Source organism: Sphingomonas faeni (assembly GCF_024273235.1).
GTDB classification, from domain to species: Bacteria; Pseudomonadota; Alphaproteobacteria; order Sphingomonadales; family Sphingomonadaceae; genus Sphingomonas; species Sphingomonas faeni_A.
In genome coordinates, this window is the sequence record NZ_JANBVH010000006.1 from 73,558 (window position 1) to 91,272 (window position 17,715).

The 17,715-nt window shown below is 65.6% G+C and carries 17 protein-coding genes; 7 read left to right on the top strand and 10 right to left on the bottom strand.

Annotated elements, in window-relative coordinates; genetic code table 11:
• Window positions 1-11: 11 nt before the first annotated feature.
• Entirely contained in the window at window positions 12-2,984 is a 2,973-nt protein-coding gene (locus tag NLI89_RS04665; RefSeq protein ID WP_254685956.1) for a TonB-dependent receptor, read from the bottom strand.
• A 203-nt stretch (window positions 2,985-3,187) separates the two neighbouring features.
• On the opposite strand from NLI89_RS04665, the gene folE reads away from it, so the two are divergent.
• From folE to NLI89_RS04685, 4 genes are all read left to right on the top strand, one after another.
• Window positions 3,188-3,826, top strand: coding sequence for a GTP cyclohydrolase I FolE (folE, locus tag NLI89_RS04670; protein WP_254685957.1), 639 nt, complete (start codon window positions 3,188-3,190; stop codon window positions 3,824-3,826).
• Window positions 3,826-4,596, top strand: a complete 771-nt coding sequence (locus NLI89_RS04675) for an SDR family oxidoreductase (RefSeq protein ID WP_254685958.1) — start codon at window positions 3,826-3,828, stop codon at window positions 4,594-4,596. The genes folE and NLI89_RS04675 overlap by 1 nt, the downstream gene beginning before the upstream one ends.
• The gene (locus NLI89_RS04680; RefSeq protein WP_254685959.1) at window positions 4,589-4,945 is read left to right on the top strand and encodes a dihydroneopterin aldolase; all 357 of its coding nucleotides are present in this window, start codon (window positions 4,589-4,591) and stop codon (window positions 4,943-4,945) included. Before NLI89_RS04675 ends, NLI89_RS04680 begins: the two co-directional genes overlap by 8 nt.
• A gap of 265 nt (window positions 4,946-5,210) precedes the next feature.
• Window positions 5,211-5,888: a type 1 glutamine amidotransferase domain-containing protein gene (locus NLI89_RS04685; protein ID WP_254685960.1), complete on the top strand. Its 678-nt coding sequence runs from the start codon at window positions 5,211-5,213 to the stop codon at window positions 5,886-5,888.
• 44 nt (window positions 5,889-5,932) lie between these two features.
• Here NLI89_RS04685 and leuA read toward each other — a convergent pair whose 3' ends face one another.
• The 6 genes from leuA to miaA all read right to left on the bottom strand — a co-directional run bounded on the left by leuA (window position 5,933) and on the right by miaA (window position 13,509).
• Window positions 5,933-7,591: a 2-isopropylmalate synthase gene (leuA, locus tag NLI89_RS04690; protein WP_254685961.1), complete on the bottom strand. Its 1,659-nt coding sequence runs from the start codon at window positions 7,589-7,591 to the stop codon at window positions 5,933-5,935.
• A 192-nt stretch (window positions 7,592-7,783) separates the two neighbouring features.
• The gene (locus NLI89_RS04695) at window positions 7,784-8,389 is read right to left on the bottom strand and encodes a YceI family protein (protein WP_254685962.1); all 606 of its coding nucleotides are present in this window, start codon (window positions 8,387-8,389) and stop codon (window positions 7,784-7,786) included.
• A 471-nt stretch (window positions 8,390-8,860) separates the two neighbouring features.
• Window positions 8,861-9,880 carry a ketol-acid reductoisomerase gene (gene ilvC / locus NLI89_RS04700; protein WP_254685963.1) on the bottom strand — a complete coding sequence of 340 codons (1,020 nt, stop codon included), beginning with the start codon at window positions 9,878-9,880 and terminating at the stop codon, window positions 8,861-8,863.
• A 209-nt stretch (window positions 9,881-10,089) separates the two neighbouring features.
• Window positions 10,090-10,605: an acetolactate synthase small subunit gene (gene ilvN, locus NLI89_RS04705; protein WP_254685964.1), complete on the bottom strand. Its 516-nt coding sequence runs from the start codon at window positions 10,603-10,605 to the stop codon at window positions 10,090-10,092.
• Between the two features lie 143 nt (window positions 10,606-10,748).
• Window positions 10,749-12,497 carry an acetolactate synthase 3 large subunit gene (locus NLI89_RS04710; protein ID WP_254685965.1) on the bottom strand — a complete coding sequence of 583 codons (1,749 nt, stop codon included), beginning with the start codon at window positions 12,495-12,497 and terminating at the stop codon, window positions 10,749-10,751.
• An 82-nt stretch (window positions 12,498-12,579) separates the two neighbouring features.
• Window positions 12,580-13,509 carry a tRNA (adenosine(37)-N6)-dimethylallyltransferase MiaA gene (gene miaA, locus NLI89_RS04715; RefSeq protein WP_254685966.1) on the bottom strand — a complete coding sequence of 310 codons (930 nt, stop codon included), beginning with the start codon at window positions 13,507-13,509 and terminating at the stop codon, window positions 12,580-12,582.
• On the opposite strand from miaA, the gene serB reads away from it, so the two are divergent.
• Window positions 13,502-14,383 carry a phosphoserine phosphatase SerB gene (serB, locus tag NLI89_RS04720; RefSeq protein ID WP_254685967.1) on the top strand — a complete coding sequence of 294 codons (882 nt, stop codon included), beginning with the start codon at window positions 13,502-13,504 and terminating at the stop codon, window positions 14,381-14,383. The genes miaA and serB overlap by 8 nt on opposite strands.
• Before the next feature lie 127 nt (window positions 14,384-14,510).
• Here serB and NLI89_RS04725 read toward each other — a convergent pair whose 3' ends face one another.
• From NLI89_RS04725 to NLI89_RS04735, 3 genes are all read right to left on the bottom strand, one after another.
• The gene (locus NLI89_RS04725) at window positions 14,511-14,993 is read right to left on the bottom strand and encodes a hypothetical protein (RefSeq protein ID WP_254685968.1); all 483 of its coding nucleotides are present in this window, start codon (window positions 14,991-14,993) and stop codon (window positions 14,511-14,513) included.
• Between the two features lie 100 nt (window positions 14,994-15,093).
• Complete coding sequence (locus NLI89_RS04730; RefSeq protein WP_254685969.1) at window positions 15,094-15,315, bottom strand: hypothetical protein; 222 nt, start codon at window positions 15,313-15,315, stop codon at window positions 15,094-15,096.
• Window positions 15,316-15,372: 57 nt separating this feature from the next.
• Complete coding sequence (locus NLI89_RS04735) at window positions 15,373-16,380, bottom strand: SPOR domain-containing protein (RefSeq protein WP_254686022.1); 1,008 nt, start codon at window positions 16,378-16,380, stop codon at window positions 15,373-15,375.
• Between the two features lie 173 nt (window positions 16,381-16,553).
• Here NLI89_RS04735 and NLI89_RS04740 point away from each other — a divergent pair, with 173 nt between their 5' ends.
• A complete protein-coding gene (locus NLI89_RS04740) occupies window positions 16,554-17,258 on the top strand; it encodes a ParA family protein (protein WP_254685970.1) in 705 nt (234 codons plus the stop codon).
• Between the two features lie 4 nt (window positions 17,259-17,262).
• Window positions 17,263-17,712 (top strand): hypothetical protein, encoded by a 450-nt coding sequence (locus tag NLI89_RS04745; RefSeq protein ID WP_254685971.1) that lies wholly within the window; start codon window positions 17,263-17,265, stop codon window positions 17,710-17,712.
• Window positions 17,713-17,715 lie beyond the last annotated feature (3 nt).

Genomic DNA, 17,715 nt, shown 5'->3' on the forward strand with positions numbered 1-17,715 from the left:
CCCGCGCGCCTTCAGAACTTGAACCCGGCCGCGACGCCATACCGGCGTGGTTCGATCGTGAAGATGTTCGTGAACAGCCCGGCGGACTGGTCGGTCACATATTGTCCGGTCGTCGCATCGTTGTTGGTCAGATTCTGCACATAGGCGCGGACGTAGAAGCGGTCTTCGCGGGCGTTGAGCTGGACCTGCATGTTGACGACTTCATACCCCGGGATCCGGTCGATCTGGGTGTTGAAGATGCTGCCCGAGAGACCGCCGGTATAGTTGAGGTCGGCACGCGGCACGAGGCTCATGCCGTTGGCGAAGTCGATCGTGTATTGCGCGCCGACCGACCATTTGTAGGTCGGCGCCTGGGGCAGGCGGTTGCCGCGGATGTTGGTGGTCACGCCGTCGAGCACCGACACGCCGCTCGCCGCGGCGTTGGCCCCCAGCGCGGAGCATATCCCGAACGCGCCGGTCGCCGAGATCGTCGGGATCGCGGTCGGTGCGCGCAGGCCGATCGCGCGATTGACCAGCGCGACATAGCCGTTCGCCAGTGCCGCATTGCCCGCGACGTTCGGCACGACGACGCAGTTCGACGCATTGGTGATGTCCTTGATGATCACCGCGTCCGCACGACCGCCCGATACGTCGCGCGGGTTCACCAGGAACTTGTCGCTCGAGACCTTCGAATGGAGGTAGCTGGCGTTCATGTTGACCACGAACGCCGGCACAGGGCTCATGATCGCCTCCGCCTCGACGCCGTAGATATCGGCGTCGACATTGTCGTTGACCGAGGTCCGCGCGACGATCCGGCTCAGCTGCAAATTCTTGTACTGATAATAGAAGCCGGTGAGGTTCAGCCTGAACTGGCCGCCGCCAAAGGTGTTCTTCGAGCCGATCTCGTACGCGTTGACCTGTTCGGGCAGGAACGTGCTGCTGACGTTGAACATCGGCAACAGCGGCGGGTTGATCCCGCCCGACTTATACCCGCGCGAGTAGGACGCGTAGAGCAGGTTGTTCTCGGTGATCCGGTAATCGATCACCGCCCGTCCGGTCAGTCGCGAGAAGCTGACCTGTGCATTGGCGAACTCCTGGCGCCCCGGCAGGTTCGGGTCGAAATCGACCGTGCCGTAATCCAGCCCCTGCTCGATCCCGGTCGCGCCGATCGGCGTCAGCACGTTGAGCGCGAGGTTGCGCGCCTGGTCGGTCTTCTCGTCATGGTTGTAGCGCAGGCCGACCGTCAGCTTCAGCTTGTCGGTGAACTTGAAATAGGTCTCGCCGAAGATGCCGTAGGATTTCAGGCGGAACTCTACGTCGCTGTTGCGATAGAACGGCGTCGACAGGAAATAGCCGTTGCCAGCCGGTATTCTCGGGTCTGCAGACGCTCTCGCCGAGCCGAGGATGCCCGAGGCATAATCCAGCCCGAACGCGTTGACGAAATAGTCGGTGTTGGTCGATTTGCTGTCGACATAGATGCCGCCGAGCAGGAAGTTGAACATCCCGTCGAAATTGCTGTCGAGATGCGCTTCGGCGGAAAACTGGCGGCTCTTCTGGCGCGAGCGATCGAAGTCGAGGCTCTGCGCATAGCACCCGATCGAGTTGCCGCCATAAATGCCGACATTGTTCGGATCGGCGGCGGACTGGCACACGCCGCCGGCGGGGCCGTTGGGGATCAGCGCCTGCCGCACGCCGTTGAGGAACGCGAACGGCGATCCGGTGCGCGCGAGTGCATTGAGCGTGGCGAGCCCGACATTGTTCGTCAGCGGGTTCTCGACCGCGAGGTTGTAGTCGGCGGTGCTGTCGACGACGTTGCGCGTGTAGCCACCGGTGAAGTTCAGGCTGACCGGGCCGAAATCGTGGAAGATCTTCGCGGTATATTGCTCCTCCTCGGCGAAATAGGTCGGGCTGTAGTCGAGCGATACGGTCCGCACGTCCGATGGGTTGACCACGCCGGCATAGGTATCCTGGCCGTAAAGGCTCTGCAGCCCGAAGCGTCCCAGCGCGGGGTTGTTGACCGCGAAGAACTCGCTCGAACTGAGCACCGCCGCCAGCGTCGAATTGCCGTTCGCGGTCTCGTTGGCGAGGCGGTCGGGAAGGCAGCCGAGGATGCCGGTCGGATCGCGGTGGCAGAGCTGCTTCTGCAAGCGCGAGCGATCGTCCTTCTCGCGGAAATACGATCCTATCAGGTCGATCCGGGTGCTGCTGCTCGGCTCCCACGACAGCGTGCCGCGCACCGAATACAGATCCCGTCCGTCGATGTCGCGACCGTCGTACAGGTTCTTGGTATAGCCGTCGCGGTTGAGATAGGTGCCGGCGACGCGGATGCCGAGCGTGTCGGTGAAGGGCAGGTTGATCATCGCCCGCACGCGCTTCGAATCGTAATTGCCATATTCGAACTCGGCGGCGGAATGCACGCCGGTGAGGTCGGGCTTGGCGGAGATGAAGTTGACCACGCCCGAGGTCGCGTTGCGGCCGAACAGCGTGCCCTGCGGACCGCGGAGAACCTCGATCCGCTCCAGATCGAAGAACTCGCTCTCGAACAGGCGGGTCGTCACAAGCGGCATGTCGTTGACGTGGATACCGGTCGCGGTGTCGCAGGTCGCGCCGGTGCACAGATCGCCGATCCCGCGGATCGTGAAGCTCGACGTGGTGAAGTTGGTCTTGGTGAAAGTGATGTTGGGCAGCGTCTGCTGGAGCGCGCTCGGGTTGACGATCTGCTGCTTGGCGATGTTGTCAGCGGTAAAAGCGCTCACAGCAATCGGAACAACCTGCAAACGCTGCGATTGGCGTTGGGCGGTAATCACGATATCCTGCGCACCATAGGGATCGGTCGGCGGCGCGGTGGAGACGTCTTGGGTCGTCTGCGTAGAGGGGGCCTCCTGACCGGGCCCATTGGTGGGTGCGGTGTTTTCAGCCGTTGTCGTGGTGGCCGTCTGCGCCATTGCCGGCGCAATCGACAGGAGTATCATCGCCGAAGCGGCGAGCAATTCGAACTTAGCCATGGCAGTCCTCTCCCCGATCGTGCCGGTCTTTGCCGATTCACGATTTAGTTTTTCAGGTATGGCGAAGTAACGATTAAAAAAATCAATCGTCAACGCTTTTTCGTGCCCGGAAAACGGGGATTTACGGCAAGTGGCCGAAATGAAACAGTTGCAAAAGAGGACCCATGTTCTGATGTTTGGGTATGCTGATAAAGGGTGTTGCGATGCGGGATGAACTGGGCGGGTCCGCAGGGCAGGCGGGTGCTGACGATGTGGTGGGCCCCGACGGCAAGCTGATTGTGCCCGAAGACGTAGCGTCGGCGATCCGTACGCTGATCCGTTGGGCGGGCGACGATCCGACGCGAGAGGGGCTGCTCGATACGCCGCGGCGTGTTGCACGTGCGTGGAAGGAATATTGCGCGGGCTATGGCGACGATCCCGCGAAACATCTCGACCGCGTGTTCGAGGAAGTCGGCGGCTATGACGAGATCGTGCTGTTGAAGGACATCCCGTTCCAGTCGCATTGCGAGCATCACATGGCGCCGATCATCGGCAAGGCGCACATCGCTTACCTGCCGCGCAACCATGTCGTCGGCATCTCGAAGCTCGCGCGCGTGCTCCACGGGTTCGCGCGGCGGTTGCAGGTGCAGGAGCGGCTGACCGCGGAAGTGGCGGACTGCATCTGGGACAACCTGAAGCCGCAGGGCGTCGCGGTGGTGATCGAGGCGAGCCATGCGTGCATGACCGCGCGCGGCGTCCGGACGCCGGGGGTTACGATGGTGACGAGCCGGATGATGGGCGTGTTCCGCGACGACGAACGCAGCCGCAAGGAAGTGCTGGCGTTGATGGGACAGCGCGCCTGATGCGGACCGTGCTGGTCACGAGCGGGGCGAAGCGGCTGGGCGCGGCGATCGTGCAGCGGCTGGTGGCGGATGGTCATGCGGTGGTCGTGCACCAGGGGCATTCGCGGGACGAGGCCGAGGCGCTGGTGGCGGAAATCATCGGCGAGGGCGGTCGTGCCGCGGCGGTGGCGGGCGACCTGAGTGACCTCGGCGCGATCGGCGACCTGTTCGCGGCGGCGCGGACTGCGATCGGCGGGTCGATAGACGGACTGGTCAACTGCGCCTCACGGTTCGAATTTGATCGGCCGCCCAGCGTCGATCCGATGCTGTTCGCCGACCTTGGCGCGATCAATTGCGGTGCGCCGGTGTTGCTCGCCTCGGCGCTGGCGGCGCAGGACGACGTGGCGGACGGCGCGGTGGTGAATGTGCTCGACCAGAAGGTCGCGAACCTCAACCCCGATTTCTTCTCGTACAGCTGCGGGAAGATTGCGCTGGAGGGTGCGACGACGATGCTGGCGCAGGCGCTGGGCCCGCGCATTGCGGTCAACGCGGTCTCGCCGGGGCTGACGCTGCCGAGCGGCGACCAGACCGACGCGGAGTTCGCGGCGGTGGCGAGCGAAAATCTGTTGCGGCGACCGGTCGGCGCAGAGGCAGTGGCCGATGCGGTGGCGTGGCTGCTGACCGCAAAGAGCGTGACGGGGCAGAATATATTCGTCGATTGCGGGCAGCGGTTTTTGCGCCGCGACGGCGACGTGATGTTCGATCGGGATCATGGGGCGCGACATGGCTGAATTCACGACGATCCTCGACGGGCTCGAGGTCATGATGCGGCTCGGCATCCATCCGCACGAGGTGGCGCCGCAGCGCGTGGTCGTTTCGGTCGAGATGAGGGTGGTGTATCCGGCGCCGCTCGGCGAGGATGCGATCGAGGAAGTGCTCGATTATGATTTCGTCCGCGCGGGGATCCTGGCGATGGTGGCGGAACGCCCGTTCAAGTTGCAGGAGACGCTGTGCGAGGGGATCGCGGCGTTGTGCCTGGGTGACGAACGGGTGAGGCGGGTCGAGATCGAGACGATGAAAACCGACGTCTACCCGGACGCTGCGATCGGTTGCCGGATCGTGCGGGAGCGAGGGATCTAGCGGGGGTCATACTCAACCGTCATTCCCGCGCAGGCGGGAACCCATACTGGCAAACCTCGCGACTTGATCGCGACCGTTTGAGCATCTGGGTCCCCGCCTCCGCGGGGATGACGCTCTTCACGTGCTCTTCACGTGTCGGCCGGATATTTCACCAGTCCGGGATGACAGGCAATTTTTGGCGACCTCTCCTTTAAAATGCTGAATGTCGATCCGATCCTGGAGCCGGTTCGTTCTCTCCCCGTAATCCCCGATCCGGAGACCGAAATTGAACATTCTCGTCGTCCTCACCTCGCATGCCGATCTCGGCGATACCGGCCGCAAGACGGGCTTCTGGCTCGAGGAACTCGCCGCACCCTATTACGTGTTCAAGGACGCCGGCGCGGATATCACGCTCGCGTCGCCAGCGGGTGGCCAGCCACCGCTCGATCCGAGCAGCGCCAAGCCCGACGCGCAGACCGACGCGACCCGGAGGTTCGAGGCCGATGCGGAGGCCACCGCCGCACTCGCTGATACGCGCAAGCTCGCCGAGATGCGGATCGCCGATTATGACGCGGTGTTCTATCCGGGCGGGCACGGACCGCTCTGGGATCTCGCCAACGATCCGGCCTCCATCGCGCTGATCGAGGACGCCATCGGCGCGGGCAAGCCCGTCGCGCTGGTCTGCCACGCACCCGGCGTGCTGCGCGACGTGAAGGCGGCCGATGGCACGTCGCTCGTCAAGGGCAAGACGGTCACCGGCTTCACCAATAGCGAGGAGGCAGCGGTCGGGCTCAGCGATATCGTCCCTTTCCTCGTCGAGGACATGCTCGGGCAGCAGGGTGGCAACTATTCGAAGACCGCCGACTGGGGCGTGCATGTCGTCGAGGACGGCCTGCTGATCACCGGGCAGAACCCTGCGTCGTCGGAGAAGGCGGCGCAGGCATTGCTGGCGAAGTTGGCGTAAGAGGAAGCGGCCACCGGTTCAGCCGGTGGCCGTCCTTGGCGAGGTCAGGCGCGGTTGGCGGCGCTGAGGACCGCACGGACCGAGGCGGTGGCGATGTCGGTGTCCATGCCGACGCCGAACACCGTCTTTCCCTCGGCGGTGCGGCATTCGACATAGGCGGCGGCCTGTGCGTCCGCACCGTGGCCGATCGCATGCTCGTTGTAATCGACCACGTCGAGCGTCGGCCCGGTCGACTCCGCGATCGCCGCGATCACGCCCGAGATCAGGCCGTTGCCACGCCCCGAGATCGACCGCTCCTCGCCGTCGATCGCGACGCGACCGATGAAGACGCGCTGCCCCGAGGCACCGCTTTCCTCATAGTCGCGCAACTCCACCCGATCGGCTGGCTGCGGCATGTACGTGCGCTCGAACAGGCCCCAGATATCCGCCGCGTTCAGCTCGCGGCTGGTCTCGTCGGCATAGGCCTGGACGTGGCGGCTGAAGTCCGCCTGCAAGCGCTTGGGGAGTTTCAGCCCCTTGTCCTGCTCGATCACCCAGGCGACGCCGCCCTTGCCCGACTGCGAATTGACGCGGATCACCGCCTCGTAGCTGCGGCCGAGATCGGCGGGATCGATGGGGAGATAGGGGACCTCCCACAACGTATCGTTCTTCGCCTCATGCGCCGCGAACCCCTTCTTGATCGCGTCCTGATGCGACCCCGAGAACGCGGTGAAGACCAGATCGCCGGCATAGGGCGTGCGCGGGTGCACCGGGATGTTGGTGCAGTAATTGACCGTGTTCACGACGCCGTCGATGTCCGACAGGTCGAGCTTCGGGTCGACGCCTTGCGTGTACATGTTGAGCGCGACGGTCACGAGATCGCAATTCCCGGTGCGCTCGCCATTGCCGAGCAGGCAGCCCTCGACCCGGTCGGCGCCCGCCATCATGCCGAGTTCCGCCGCCGCGACGCCGGTGCCGCGATCGTTATGCGTGTGCAGCGAGATCGCGACCGAGTCCCGGTTGCGGATGTGGCGGCCGAACCATTCGATCTGGTCGGCATAGATGTTCGGCGTCGCGCACTCGACGGTGGCGGGCAGGTTGAAGATGATCGGGTTTTCGGGCGTCGGCATCAGGACGTCCATCACCGCCTCGCAGACCTCGAGGCTGAAATCGAGTTCGGCGGTCGAGAAGGTCTCGGGGCTGTATTCGAACTGCCAGCGGACGTTCGGCTGCTTGGCGGCCTCGTCGCGCAGCACCTTGGCGCCGTCGATCGCGATCTGCTTCACCTGCGCGCGGTCCATCCCGAACACGATTTTCCGCCACGCGGGGCTGACCGCGTTATACAGATGCACGATCGCAGTCTTCGCTCCGACCAAGCTGGCGAAGCTCGTCTCGATCAGGTCGCGGCGCGACTGGGTCAGCACCTGGATCGACACGTCGTCGGGGATGCGGCCGGTCTTCACGAGGCCTGAGATGAAGTCGAACTCGGTCGCGCCCGCGCTCGGGAAACCGACCTCGATCTCCTTCAGCCCGACCTTGCAGAGCAGGTCGAAGAAGCGCGTCTTCTTCTCCGCGTCCATCGGGTCGATCAGCGCCTGGTTGCCGTCGCGCAGATCCGTCGAGAGCCAGCGGGGCGGCTTGACGATGGTCTTCGACGGCCATTGGCGGTCGGGCAGGTCGATTTGCGGGAAGGGTCGGTATTTGGTCGATGGGTCGCGCAGCATGGCCAGTCTCTCGTGTCGTCGGGAGCGTTCGGGTCAGCCCTTAGGCGCGAGGCGCGGGGCATGGCCACCGCGCAAACGATCGGCGCGCCTAAGGGCGCGTAAGTCGAAGCAGCAGGAGGCGGCCGTGCGTCATTGATGGCGTCCTATCGCGCCGACACGTGCCGTGTCCAGCGCGATAGGCATTTTGGTATATTATTGCGCGGAGAAGGCGGCGTTGATCGTCAGGTCGACCTTGTCCGATACGACCGGGGCGTAGGCGCCGATATTGAAGTCGCTGCGCTTGATCGAGGTCGTCGCGCGGAAGCCGAAGTTCAGCTTCTTGTTCATCGGGTTCGCGCCCGCGCCGATGAAGGTCGCCTGGAGCACGACGGGCTTGGTGACGCCCTTGAGCGTGAGATCGCCGGTGATCGTCGCCTTGTCGCCGGTCGCGACGACCTTGGTCGAGACGAACTTGGCGGTGGGGTAGGTCGCGGCGTCGAAGAAATCCTTCGACTTGAGATGGCCCGCGAACGGTGCCGAGGTGACCGAAAGCTGGTCGATCGCGAAGGAGACTTCGACCTTGGTCGCGTTCGGCTTGGCCGGATCGATCGTGATGCTGCCCCCCGATGCGCCGAGCTGCCCTTCGAGCATCGAGAAGCCCATGTGGTTGACCTGCCACGTCACCTGCGTGTGGTTGGGATCGACGGCGTAGGTGCCGGCAGCGACGCGTGCCTTGACGGGGGCGCCGGGGATTGCGGCGTTCTGGGCGAGAACGGGGGCGGCGGTGAGGGCGAGGATGGTGGCTAGGACTAGGCGCATGCGGGGTCTCCTGTTGATCGCGCGATGCTGGCCGAGGTGAGGGGGCGCGTCAAATGACGTTATGCCAACGGTGTGTTTCGGTATTGGGTCTGTGAGGTGGGCGCGCGGGGTAAGGACAGCGGCTGCACTAGTTCCCCCGCGGACGCGGGGGCCCAGCTAAACCACGATCACCGCCCGAGACCCTGGACCCCCGCGTTCGCGAGGGAACAGAATAGGCTGCGAATGACTCTTCCCCCAAAACGCCGCCACCCCGGCGAAGGCCGGGGCCCAGTTGGAAAGGTCGAGGTAACGGAGCGTCGTCGTCCGTTAGCAACGTCCCCCAACTGGGCCCCGGCCTTCGCCGGGGTGGGTATGGGTTGGGCGTGACTTCGAGCTAGTCACTTTCCGTACGCCAACCCGTCGGACCCGGCGAAGCCGTGCCCTATGGGCAGGCTCCGTCGTGCCGGCCGCGCTCGCGCGCATTCGCTTCGCTCAGTTGCGCTCGCGATCAACCAGCGCATTCTTCCCGATCCAAGGCATCATCCCGCGCAGTTCCGATCCGATCTTCTCGATCGGATGCGCCAGCGCCTGCTTCCTTGCCGCCTTCAGCTCAGGCTGCCCCGCACGATTATCGAGGATGAAGTTCTTCACGAACCGGCCCGACTGGATGTCGGCCAGCACGCGCTTCATCTCGGCCTTGGTCTCCGCCGTGATGATCCGCGGACCCGTGGTGATGTCGCCATATTCGGCCGTGTTCGAGATCGAGTAGCGCATGTTGGCGATGCCGCCCTCGTACAGCAGGTCGACGATCAGCTTGGTCTCGTGGAGGCACTCGAAATACGCCATTTCGGGCGCATAGCCGGCCTCGACCAGCGTCTCGAACCCGGCCTGGATCAGGTGGGTGATGCCGCCGCACAGCACGGCCTGCTCGCCGAACAGATCGGTCTCGCATTCCTCGCGGAAGTTGGTCTCGATGATCCCCGAGCGACCGCCGCCGACGCCCGACGCATAAGCGAGCGCGATGTCATGCGCGTTGCCGGACTTGTCCTGGTCGATCGCGATCAGGCAGGGGACGCCGCCGCCGCGGACATATTCGCTGCGCACGGTGTGGCCGGGGCCCTTGGGTGCGATCATGATGACGTCGAGATCGGCGCGCGGCTCGATCAGGCCGAAATGCACGTTGAGGCCGTGCGCGAACGCAATGGTCGCGCCCTGCTTGAGGTTGTCGTGCAGGTCGCTCGCGTAGATCGCGGCCTGATGCTCGTCGGGGGCGAGGATCATGACGATGTCGGCCCAGGCGGCGGCTTCCTTGTTCGACTTGACCGCGAAGCCGGCCTCGATCGCCTTCTTGGCGGTGGCGGAGCCTTCGCGCAGGGCAATCGCGACGTCCTTGACGCCCGAATCACGGAGGTTCTGCGCGTGGGCATGGCCCTGCGAGCCGTAACCGACGATCGCGATCTTCTTGTCGGTGATGAGGTTCAGGTCGGCGTCGCGATCGTAATAGACACGCATTGGAAAGGTCCTTTCTGGAAGCGTTAAAACTTGAAGCGTCGAAGCCCGTATATTCGCCACGCCAGCGGCAAATCCCGTCATGCCAGCGAAAGCTGGTATCTCATGCGGCTCTTGCGGGACAGGAGCCGGGGGAGACCCCAGCTTTCGCTGGGGTGACGGATGGGGGGCGGGTGATCGAACTAGGTGTTGATGAAGTCGGGTAGTGAAACTCAGGCCGGCTCTTTGCCGCGGGCGATCGCGACGATGCCGGTTCGGGCGACTTCGATCAGGCCGACTTCGCCCATGAGTTCGACGAACTTGTCGATCTTGTCGATGCCGCCGGTGACCTCGAACACGAAGCTCGACGTCGTCGCATCGACCACGCGCGCGCGGTAGACGTCGGCGAGGCGCAGCGCCTCGATCCGGTGATCGCCCGTACCGCGCACCTTCACCAGCGCAAGTTCGCGTTCGACGTGTGCGCCCATCGCGGTGAGGTCGGTGACCTTGTGCACCGGTACCAGCCGGTCGAGCTGGGCGATGATCTGCTCCATCGTCGCCGCGCTTGCCGAGGTGACGATGGTGATCCGGCTGACCGACTTGTCGGCGGTGATCTCGCTCACCGTCAGGCTCTCGATATTATAGCCGCGTGCGGTGAACAGGCCGGCGATCCGGGCGAGGATGCCCGGTTCGTTGTCGACGATGACGGCGAGCGTATGCCGCTCGGCCTTTTCCTGGGAAATGTGCATGGTTCAGTCTCCCCCCCTACCGCTTGCGGGAGGGGGTAGGGGGTGGGCGCGCGGATGACCGCAGGCGATGCCGGCCGGGATTGAGCGCGAGCCCACCCCCGGCCCCTCCCGTTTACGGGAGGGGGGAAGAAACGACAGCACCATCACACCAGTGCCTTCGCTTCGTCGTCCATCGTACCTGACACTTCGTTCGCCTGCAGGATCATGTCGGTATGCGCAGCACCCGACGGGATCATCGGGAAGCAGTTGGTCAGCTGCGACACGCGGCAATCGACGATCACCGGGCCGTCATGCGCCAGCATCTCGGCGATCCCGCCATCGAGCTGGTCGCGCGTCTCGATCAGGATACCCTTCCAGCCATACGCCTCGCCGAGCTTGACGAAATCGGGCAGCGAATCCGAATAGCTCTCGGCATAGCGGCTCTCATAGGTGAGCTCCTGCCACTGGCGGACCATGCCCATATACTGGTTGTTGAGGATGAAGATCTTTACCGGCAACCGGTATTGCGACGCGGTCGCCAGCTCCTGGATGTTCATCTGGATCGACGCTTCGCCGGCAATGTCGATCACCAGCGCGTTCGGGTTGCCGAGCTGCGCGCCGATCGCCGCGGGCAGGCCATAGCCCATCGTGCCGAGACCACCGCTGGTCAGCCACTTGTTCGGCTTTTCGAACCCGAAATGCTGCGCGGCCCACATCTGGTGCTGGCCGACCTCGGTCGTGATGATCGGCGACTGGGCCTGCGTCGCCTCGAACAACGCCCGGATCGCGCGCTGCGGCATGATCTCGTTCGGATCGTTCTCGGGGAAATCGAGGCACTTCACCGCGCGCCAGCCGGCGATCCGACGCTGCCAGTCGGTGGTGTCGGGCTTGGGATGCTGGCGGCTCTTCCAGATCCGGACCATGTCCTCGAGCGCATGACCGACATCCGCGATGATCCCGAGATCGACGCGCACGGTCTTGTTCACCGACGAGCGATCGATATCGATATGCACTTTCCGCGAGTTCGGGCTGAACGCGTCGAGGCGCCCCGTCACGCGATCGTCGAAACGCGAGCCGAGCGCGACGACGAGGTCGGCCTGGTTCATCGCCATATTGGCTTCGTACGTGCCATGCATCCCGAGCATGCCGAGCCACTGCTCGCCGCTCGCAGGGTACGCGCCGAGGCCCATCAGCGTCGACGTCACCGGCGCGCCGGTGATGCGGACGAGTTCGCACAGCAGCTGGCTCGCGGCCGGGCCCGAATTGATGATGCCGCCGCCGGTATACAGGATCGGACGCTCGGCCGCGGCGAGCATGTCGACGAGCTGCTCGATCTGCGCCTGGTCGGCCTTCACCTGCGGGCGATAGGTCTTGTGCTGGATCGGGCCGGGCTTCTTGTAGCGCGCGGTGGCGACCTGCACGTCCTTGGGAATGTCGACGACCACCGGGCCGGGACGTCCCGAGGTGGCGATGTGGAACGCCTCGTGGATCACGTCGCCAAGCTTGGCGGGATCCTTCACGAGGTAATTATGCTTCGAGCAATGGCGCGTGATGCCGACGGTATCGGCCTCCTGGAACGCGTCGGTGCCGATCAGCGCGGTCGGCACCTGGCCGGTGATCACGACCATCGGGATCGAATCCATCAGCGCGTCGGTGATCCCGGTGACCGCGTTGGTCGCGCCCGGGCCCGAGGTGACCAGCACCACGCCGGGCTTGCCGGTCGAGCGGGCGTAACCCTCGGCCGCATGCGTCGCGGCCTGTTCGTGGCGCACGAGGATGTGCTTGATCCGGCCGCTGCGGAACAACGCGTCGTAGATCGGCAGCACGGCACCGCCCGGATAGCCGAAGACGACCTCCACGCCGAGATCGCACAGCGCCTCGATCAGGATATCGGCTCCACTCTTCTCGGTCATTTCATATCATCCTTTGCGAGAACGCTGCCTTTAGCGTCTCGTGGAGGGGCCGGCTACCGATATAAAAGATGCGTGTCAAACATCATTTGAGCAATATAGTTTCAAATTGCTGCAGGCGCGTTGGCAGGTCGAGGGCTTCGGTGCGGGTCCAGTCGGCAGGCGGCTGGTGCCTTAGCCATGTGTATTGGCGCTTGGCATAGCGCCGCGTGGCGAGCGATCCGGCGGCGATGGCGTCGGGTTCTGACGTCTCGCCTCGGACCAGCGCGGCGATCTCGGGAACGCCGATCGCGCGGCGGATCGGGGCGTCCTGCGGGATGTCGGGGCGGGCGAGGAGTGCGGTGATTTCGTCGCGGCTGGTTTCCGCCATCTCGGCGAAACGCTGGTCGATGCGCGCGTTGAGCCAGTCGCGGTCGGGGATCAGGATCAGCGCGCGGACATCGATCGTGTCGCCGATCCCGCCGACCTTCTCGTTCTGCCAGTCGGCGAGCGTGCGGCCTGTGCCGCGCACGACTTCGAGCGCGCGAGCGACGCGCGTGGTGTCGGCAGGGTTCAACTTGGCAGCGGCTTGCGGATCGAGTTGCCTGAGAGCGGCGTGCGCCTCGGCGACGGGGAGGGCGCGGACCTGCTCGCGAAGGCTTGGGTCGATCGCGGGGACGGGGGCGATGCCGTCGAGCAGAGTGCGGATATAGAGGCCGGTGCCGCCGACCAGAATCGGCAGCTTGTCCTCGGCCAGCGTATCGCGGATCGCCTGCGTCGCCTCGGCGGCCCAGCGCGCGGCGGAGTAGGTCGCATCGGCGGCGTCGACATGGCCGAACAGTTTGTGCGGGGCGCTCGCCTCTTCTTCGACCGACGGCCGCGCGGTGAGGATGCGGAGGTCGGCATAGACCTGCGCGGAGTCGGCGTTGATGACGACGCCGTCGTGGCGCGCGGCGATGGCCAGTGCGAGCGCGGACTTGCCGCTCGCGGTCGGCCCTGCGATGAGCGCGACCTTCGGGAGATGTTCTATGTTCACGGCAACGCTTATAGCCTCGGGCACGCTGACCGCAGGCGATATTTCGACCGCGATGGACCGCCTGCGCGACGCCGGCTGCGCACCGGGCGCAAGCGGCTGGATCGACGAGGGCGCGGCGGCGGACCTGATTTTCGCGATGGCGCCGGATGCGGCGCGGGTCGCGCTGGAGGGTGCGTTCGTCGGGGCGGACGTGGTCGTTCAGTCCAGCCTTACGCGGACCAAGACGCTGCTGGTCGCCGACATGGACTCCACCATGATCACCGTCGAATGCATCGACGAACTCGCGGACTATGCCGGGATCAAACCGCAGATCGCCGAGATCACCGAGCGCGCAATGCGCGGCGAACTCGATTTCGAGGCGGCGCTCGACGCGCGCGTGGCGCTGCTGAAGGGCCTGGCCGAGAGCGACATCGAACGCTGCCTCGCCGAGCGTGTGACGATCATGCCGGGTGCGAAGGCGCTGGTCCGGACGATGCGCGCGCGGGGGGCCCTGGCGGTGCTGGTGTCGGGCGGGTTTACACGGTTCGCGAGGCCGGTCGCGAAGGAGATCGGCTTCGACCGCGCGATCGCCAACGTGCTGGAGATCGAGGGCGGCGTGCTGACGGGGACGGTGACGAAGCCGATCGTCGGGTCGCACACCAAGCTGACGACGTTGCATGCGGCGATCGCCGAGCGGTGGATCGTGGTCGAAGAGTCGCTCGCAGTCGGCGATGGCGCGAACGATCTGGCGATGATCGAGGCGGCCGGGCTGGGTGTGGCGTATCATGCCAAGCCGATCGTCGCGGCGGCGGCTGCTGCGCGGATCGATCACGGGGATCTGACCGCGCTTCTCTATGCGCAGGGTATCGCGCGACGTGACTGGGTCACGGTCTAGAACTTCACCCCTCCCTGGAAGGGAGGGGCAGGGGGTGGGTGGGTTTCCGCGTGTTCGAACCCCAGTGACTCGAGCCGGCCGACCCACCCCCAACCCCTCCCTTCCAGGGAGAGGCGCAGAAGTGCGTTTACCCCTTTGCCAAAGGCGTACCGCTCGCCTCACAAACATACGTCGCCAGTTCCTCGCGCAACGGCAGCCCCTTGATCGGCCGCAGCGGGCCGTCATGCGCGATGTTGGTCTCGACCAGCGCGCGGTTCGGCCCGACGCCCAGCACGTGGAACAGGCGGTTCGCGCAATCGGTTTCGGTCCGCGCATAGGCGACCTTGCCCGCATGCTCCTGCCGCAGGATCGCGATGATCGTGCCGCCGACGGCCTTGCGCTCGCGCAACAGGAAATGGCGCGAGGTCGGGTCGGACGGGGTAGGGATCAACCGGCCCTTGACGGTCAGTTGCGCGGGTTTGGGCACGGCCACCTCGGTTTCGGCGAGGTTGCGCAACGATACGCCGTTTTCGGTCATTATGTCGGTATTGGTCGTTACAGGCTGCTCGCCGGAACACGCGGCCAACAGCGTTGCGCCGGCAAGTGCCAGCGCCAAGGTCTTCGAAATCATGCATCTAGCTCCCGGTCGATGTCGAAACGAAACGACCGGTCCGGCTATTTCGATCCCTGCCGCGCAATGTTGCCCGTTAGCACAGGTGAAAGGCGCTGTTTCAGCGGCGTTTTTTGTCGACGCCACGGTCCGGGCGGGGGGGCGGGCGGGTCGCGATGTTCGTCGGCGCGGCGGGCTCGCAGATACGACGGGTCGGCTGGCAGGCGATGCCGACCGTCGAACATCCCTTGACGCTGCCCTCGGTCGGGCACGCACGGCATTGCTGCCTGATCTCCGCGCAGGTCGGCGACGCGGATACCAGCGCCAAGCTCAGCAGGATCATTCGCACATCCCCGTCACGAGTATCGTCATGAATATCGCCGCGTTTCAGCCTCGCAAATCAGGGCGCGACGACCACGCAGGGCACGCGTGCCGCCGAGCAGGCGCGCGCCGCGTCCGCCTTCGATGCGAACCCGCCAGCCTGGAGCCGCGTCACCTTGCCGGCCTTCGTGTAGAAGGGCTGCGCACCGCGAAGCCTGCCGCGCACCGTGTTCCACTGCGTCTCGGCATTGCCCTGGTCGCGGAACGCGCCGAGCTGCACCCGCCATTTCCCGGTCGCCTTGAAGGGCGCGGGCTTCGCGGCAACCGCCTTCACCGGCGCCGGTTTCGGCGTCGTCGGCTGGGGCGCAGGCTCGCGCGTCGGCGCGGGGACGCGGGCGGGCAGCGAACTCGGCGGCAGGCGCGTGGGCCGCGGCGTCTCGGCCACCCGCGATGCCGGCACGTCGACCCGCGAGCCGGCTCCTCCGACGGTCGAGCGCGACGGCACGGCGGGCGTCGCCTGCAACGCATATTTCTGCGCCAGCGCGGTACCCTTCTCGCGGTCGGCGGGCGAGATATACTGGTCCATCTGCGCCAATGTCTGCGAGGCGGACTGCAACCCGGATGCGGACGCGCGCGTCATCAGCGCATAGGCGCGGGGGAAATCGCGCGGCACGCCGTCGCCGTTGAACAGCATCGTCCCCAGCACGAGCTGGGTCCGCGGCTCGCCGCGCGCGACGGACTTTTCGAGCCATGGCAGCGCATCGGTCTTCTTGCCCGCCTGAAAGAGCGCAAGCCCGTAATTGTCGCCGGCCTGCAGATGCCCCTGTAGCGCCGCCTTGCGGAACCAGCTTTCGGCCAGGCCGGGATCGAGCGGCACACCGCGTCCCAGCTTGTACGCCTGTGCCAGGTTGAACTGTGCATCGGCGTCGCCGGCGACCGCAAGTGGCCGCCATTCGCCGACGGCGCGCACGTAATCGCCCCTGGCCCAGGCGTCGACGCCGGCCTTCACATCGGCATAAGCGGGGATGGCGGCGAACAGGCCGCTCAGTGCGATCGCACCCACCAGAAGCTTACGCCCAACCGTCATCGCATTACCCCATGTCGTCTCGCCGCCACCATGCCGCCGTTCGTCGCGCAAGGCAAAGGGCGCGCGGCAATAGGCTGAATATTGCTCGAACCTAAGTCGTTATGAAGTCGCGTTAACCGCTTCTTAGACCCCCGCATGGCACGCCGTTCGCGAATACCGGGGGTCGGGGACTTATGCGCGTTCTAGCGTTCGCATCGCAGAAAGGAGGATCGGGGAAGACGACCTTGACGGGTCATCTCGCCGTCCAGGCGGAGCGTGCGGGCCACGGTCCGGTGGTGCTGATCGACATCGATCCGCAGGGTTCGCTGTCCGACTGGTGGAACGAACGCACCGCCGAGGAGCCCGCCTTCGCGCAGACCACCGTGTCGCGCCTCGCCGCCGATCTCGAGATTCTCCGCCAGCAAGGCTTCAAGCTGGCGATGATCGATACCCCGCCTGCCATCACGATGGCGATCCAGAGCGTGATCCAGGTCGCCGAGCTGATCGTCGTCCCGACCCGGCCGAGCCCGCACGATCTGCGTGCGGTCGGCGCCACCGTCGACATGTGCGCACGCGCCGGCAAGCCGCTGATCTTCGTCGTCAACGCCGCGACGCCGAAAGCGCGGATCACCGCCGACGCCACGCTGGCGCTGTCGCAGCACGGGACGGTCGCGCCGGTCATCGTCCATCAGCGCACCGATTTCGCCGTCTCGATGATCGACGGCCGGACGGTCATGGAACTCGATGCCCGCAGCAAGTCGACCGCCGAGATCGAGGCGCTGTGGACCTATGTCTGCGACCGGCTCGAGAAGAATTTCCGCCGTACCGTGTTCAGCGTGCCGACTGCGGTCGGCCAGCGTCCCGCCGCTGGGGGCTTCGGCCGCCGGGGCATCGGTTGACCCCATGGCACGGCCCGGATCACTCCCGTCGCTCACGTCCTCGCTGCTGGCGCGCAAGGGCACGGCGCGCCCGGCGATGCGCCAGCAGGATCTCGACGCCCCGGCAACAGGCGCGGTCGACGATCTCGGCTGGAACGACATGGGCGGTCCGCAGCCCCAGGTGCTGGTCGATCGGGAGGCGCTGAAGGTCGAGATCGAACGGCCGGTCGCATCCATGTCGAAGGCGACCGTGGCGCGGATCGGGCGCGAGACGGTGTCCAAGACCGGGGGCGCAAAGGCCGCCTTCACGCTTCGGCTCGATACCGACCGGCATCTCCGGCTGCGGCTGGCGAGCGCCGTCACCGGCCGTTCGTCGCAACAGCTCGTCACGCAGGCGCTCGACGCCTTTCTGCATACGGTACCGGAGGTGGATGCGCTCGTCGCGCAGCTGCCGCCGGCTACGTCAAAACGTTGAAAC

Bases quoted from the DNA above. Each gene is read 5' to 3' on its own strand.
- NLI89_RS04665 (WP_254685956.1), bottom strand. From the start codon at position 2,984: ATGGCTAAGTTCGAATTGCTCGCCGCTTCGGCGATGATACTCCTGTCG.
- folE (WP_254685957.1), top strand. From the start codon at position 3,188: ATGCGGGATGAACTGGGCGGGTCCGCAGGGCAGGCGGGTGCTGACGAT.
- NLI89_RS04675 (WP_254685958.1), top strand. From the start codon at position 3,826: ATGCGGACCGTGCTGGTCACGAGCGGGGCGAAGCGGCTGGGCGCGGCG.
- NLI89_RS04680 (WP_254685959.1), top strand. From the start codon at position 4,589: ATGGCTGAATTCACGACGATCCTCGACGGGCTCGAGGTCATGATGCGG.
- leuA (WP_254685961.1), bottom strand. From the start codon at position 7,591: ATGCTGCGCGACCCATCGACCAAATACCGACCCTTCCCGCAAATCGAC.
- NLI89_RS04695 (WP_254685962.1), bottom strand. From the start codon at position 8,389: ATGCGCCTAGTCCTAGCCACCATCCTCGCCCTCACCGCCGCCCCCGTT.
- ilvC (WP_254685963.1), bottom strand. From the start codon at position 9,880: ATGCGTGTCTATTACGATCGCGACGCCGACCTGAACCTCATCACCGAC.
- ilvN (WP_254685964.1), bottom strand. From the start codon at position 10,605: ATGCACATTTCCCAGGAAAAGGCCGAGCGGCATACGCTCGCCGTCATC.
- NLI89_RS04710 (WP_254685965.1), bottom strand. From the start codon at position 12,497: ATGACCGAGAAGAGTGGAGCCGATATCCTGATCGAGGCGCTGTGCGAT.
- serB (WP_254685967.1), top strand. From the start codon at position 13,502: ATGTTCACGGCAACGCTTATAGCCTCGGGCACGCTGACCGCAGGCGAT.
- NLI89_RS04725 (WP_254685968.1), bottom strand. From the start codon at position 14,993: ATGATTTCGAAGACCTTGGCGCTGGCACTTGCCGGCGCAACGCTGTTG.
- NLI89_RS04730 (WP_254685969.1), bottom strand. From the start codon at position 15,315: ATGATCCTGCTGAGCTTGGCGCTGGTATCCGCGTCGCCGACCTGCGCG.
- NLI89_RS04735 (WP_254686022.1), bottom strand. From the start codon at position 16,380: ATGACGGTTGGGCGTAAGCTTCTGGTGGGTGCGATCGCACTGAGCGGC.
- NLI89_RS04740 (WP_254685970.1), top strand. From the start codon at position 16,554: ATGCGCGTTCTAGCGTTCGCATCGCAGAAAGGAGGATCGGGGAAGACG.
- NLI89_RS04745 (WP_254685971.1), top strand. From the start codon at position 17,263: ATGGCACGGCCCGGATCACTCCCGTCGCTCACGTCCTCGCTGCTGGCG.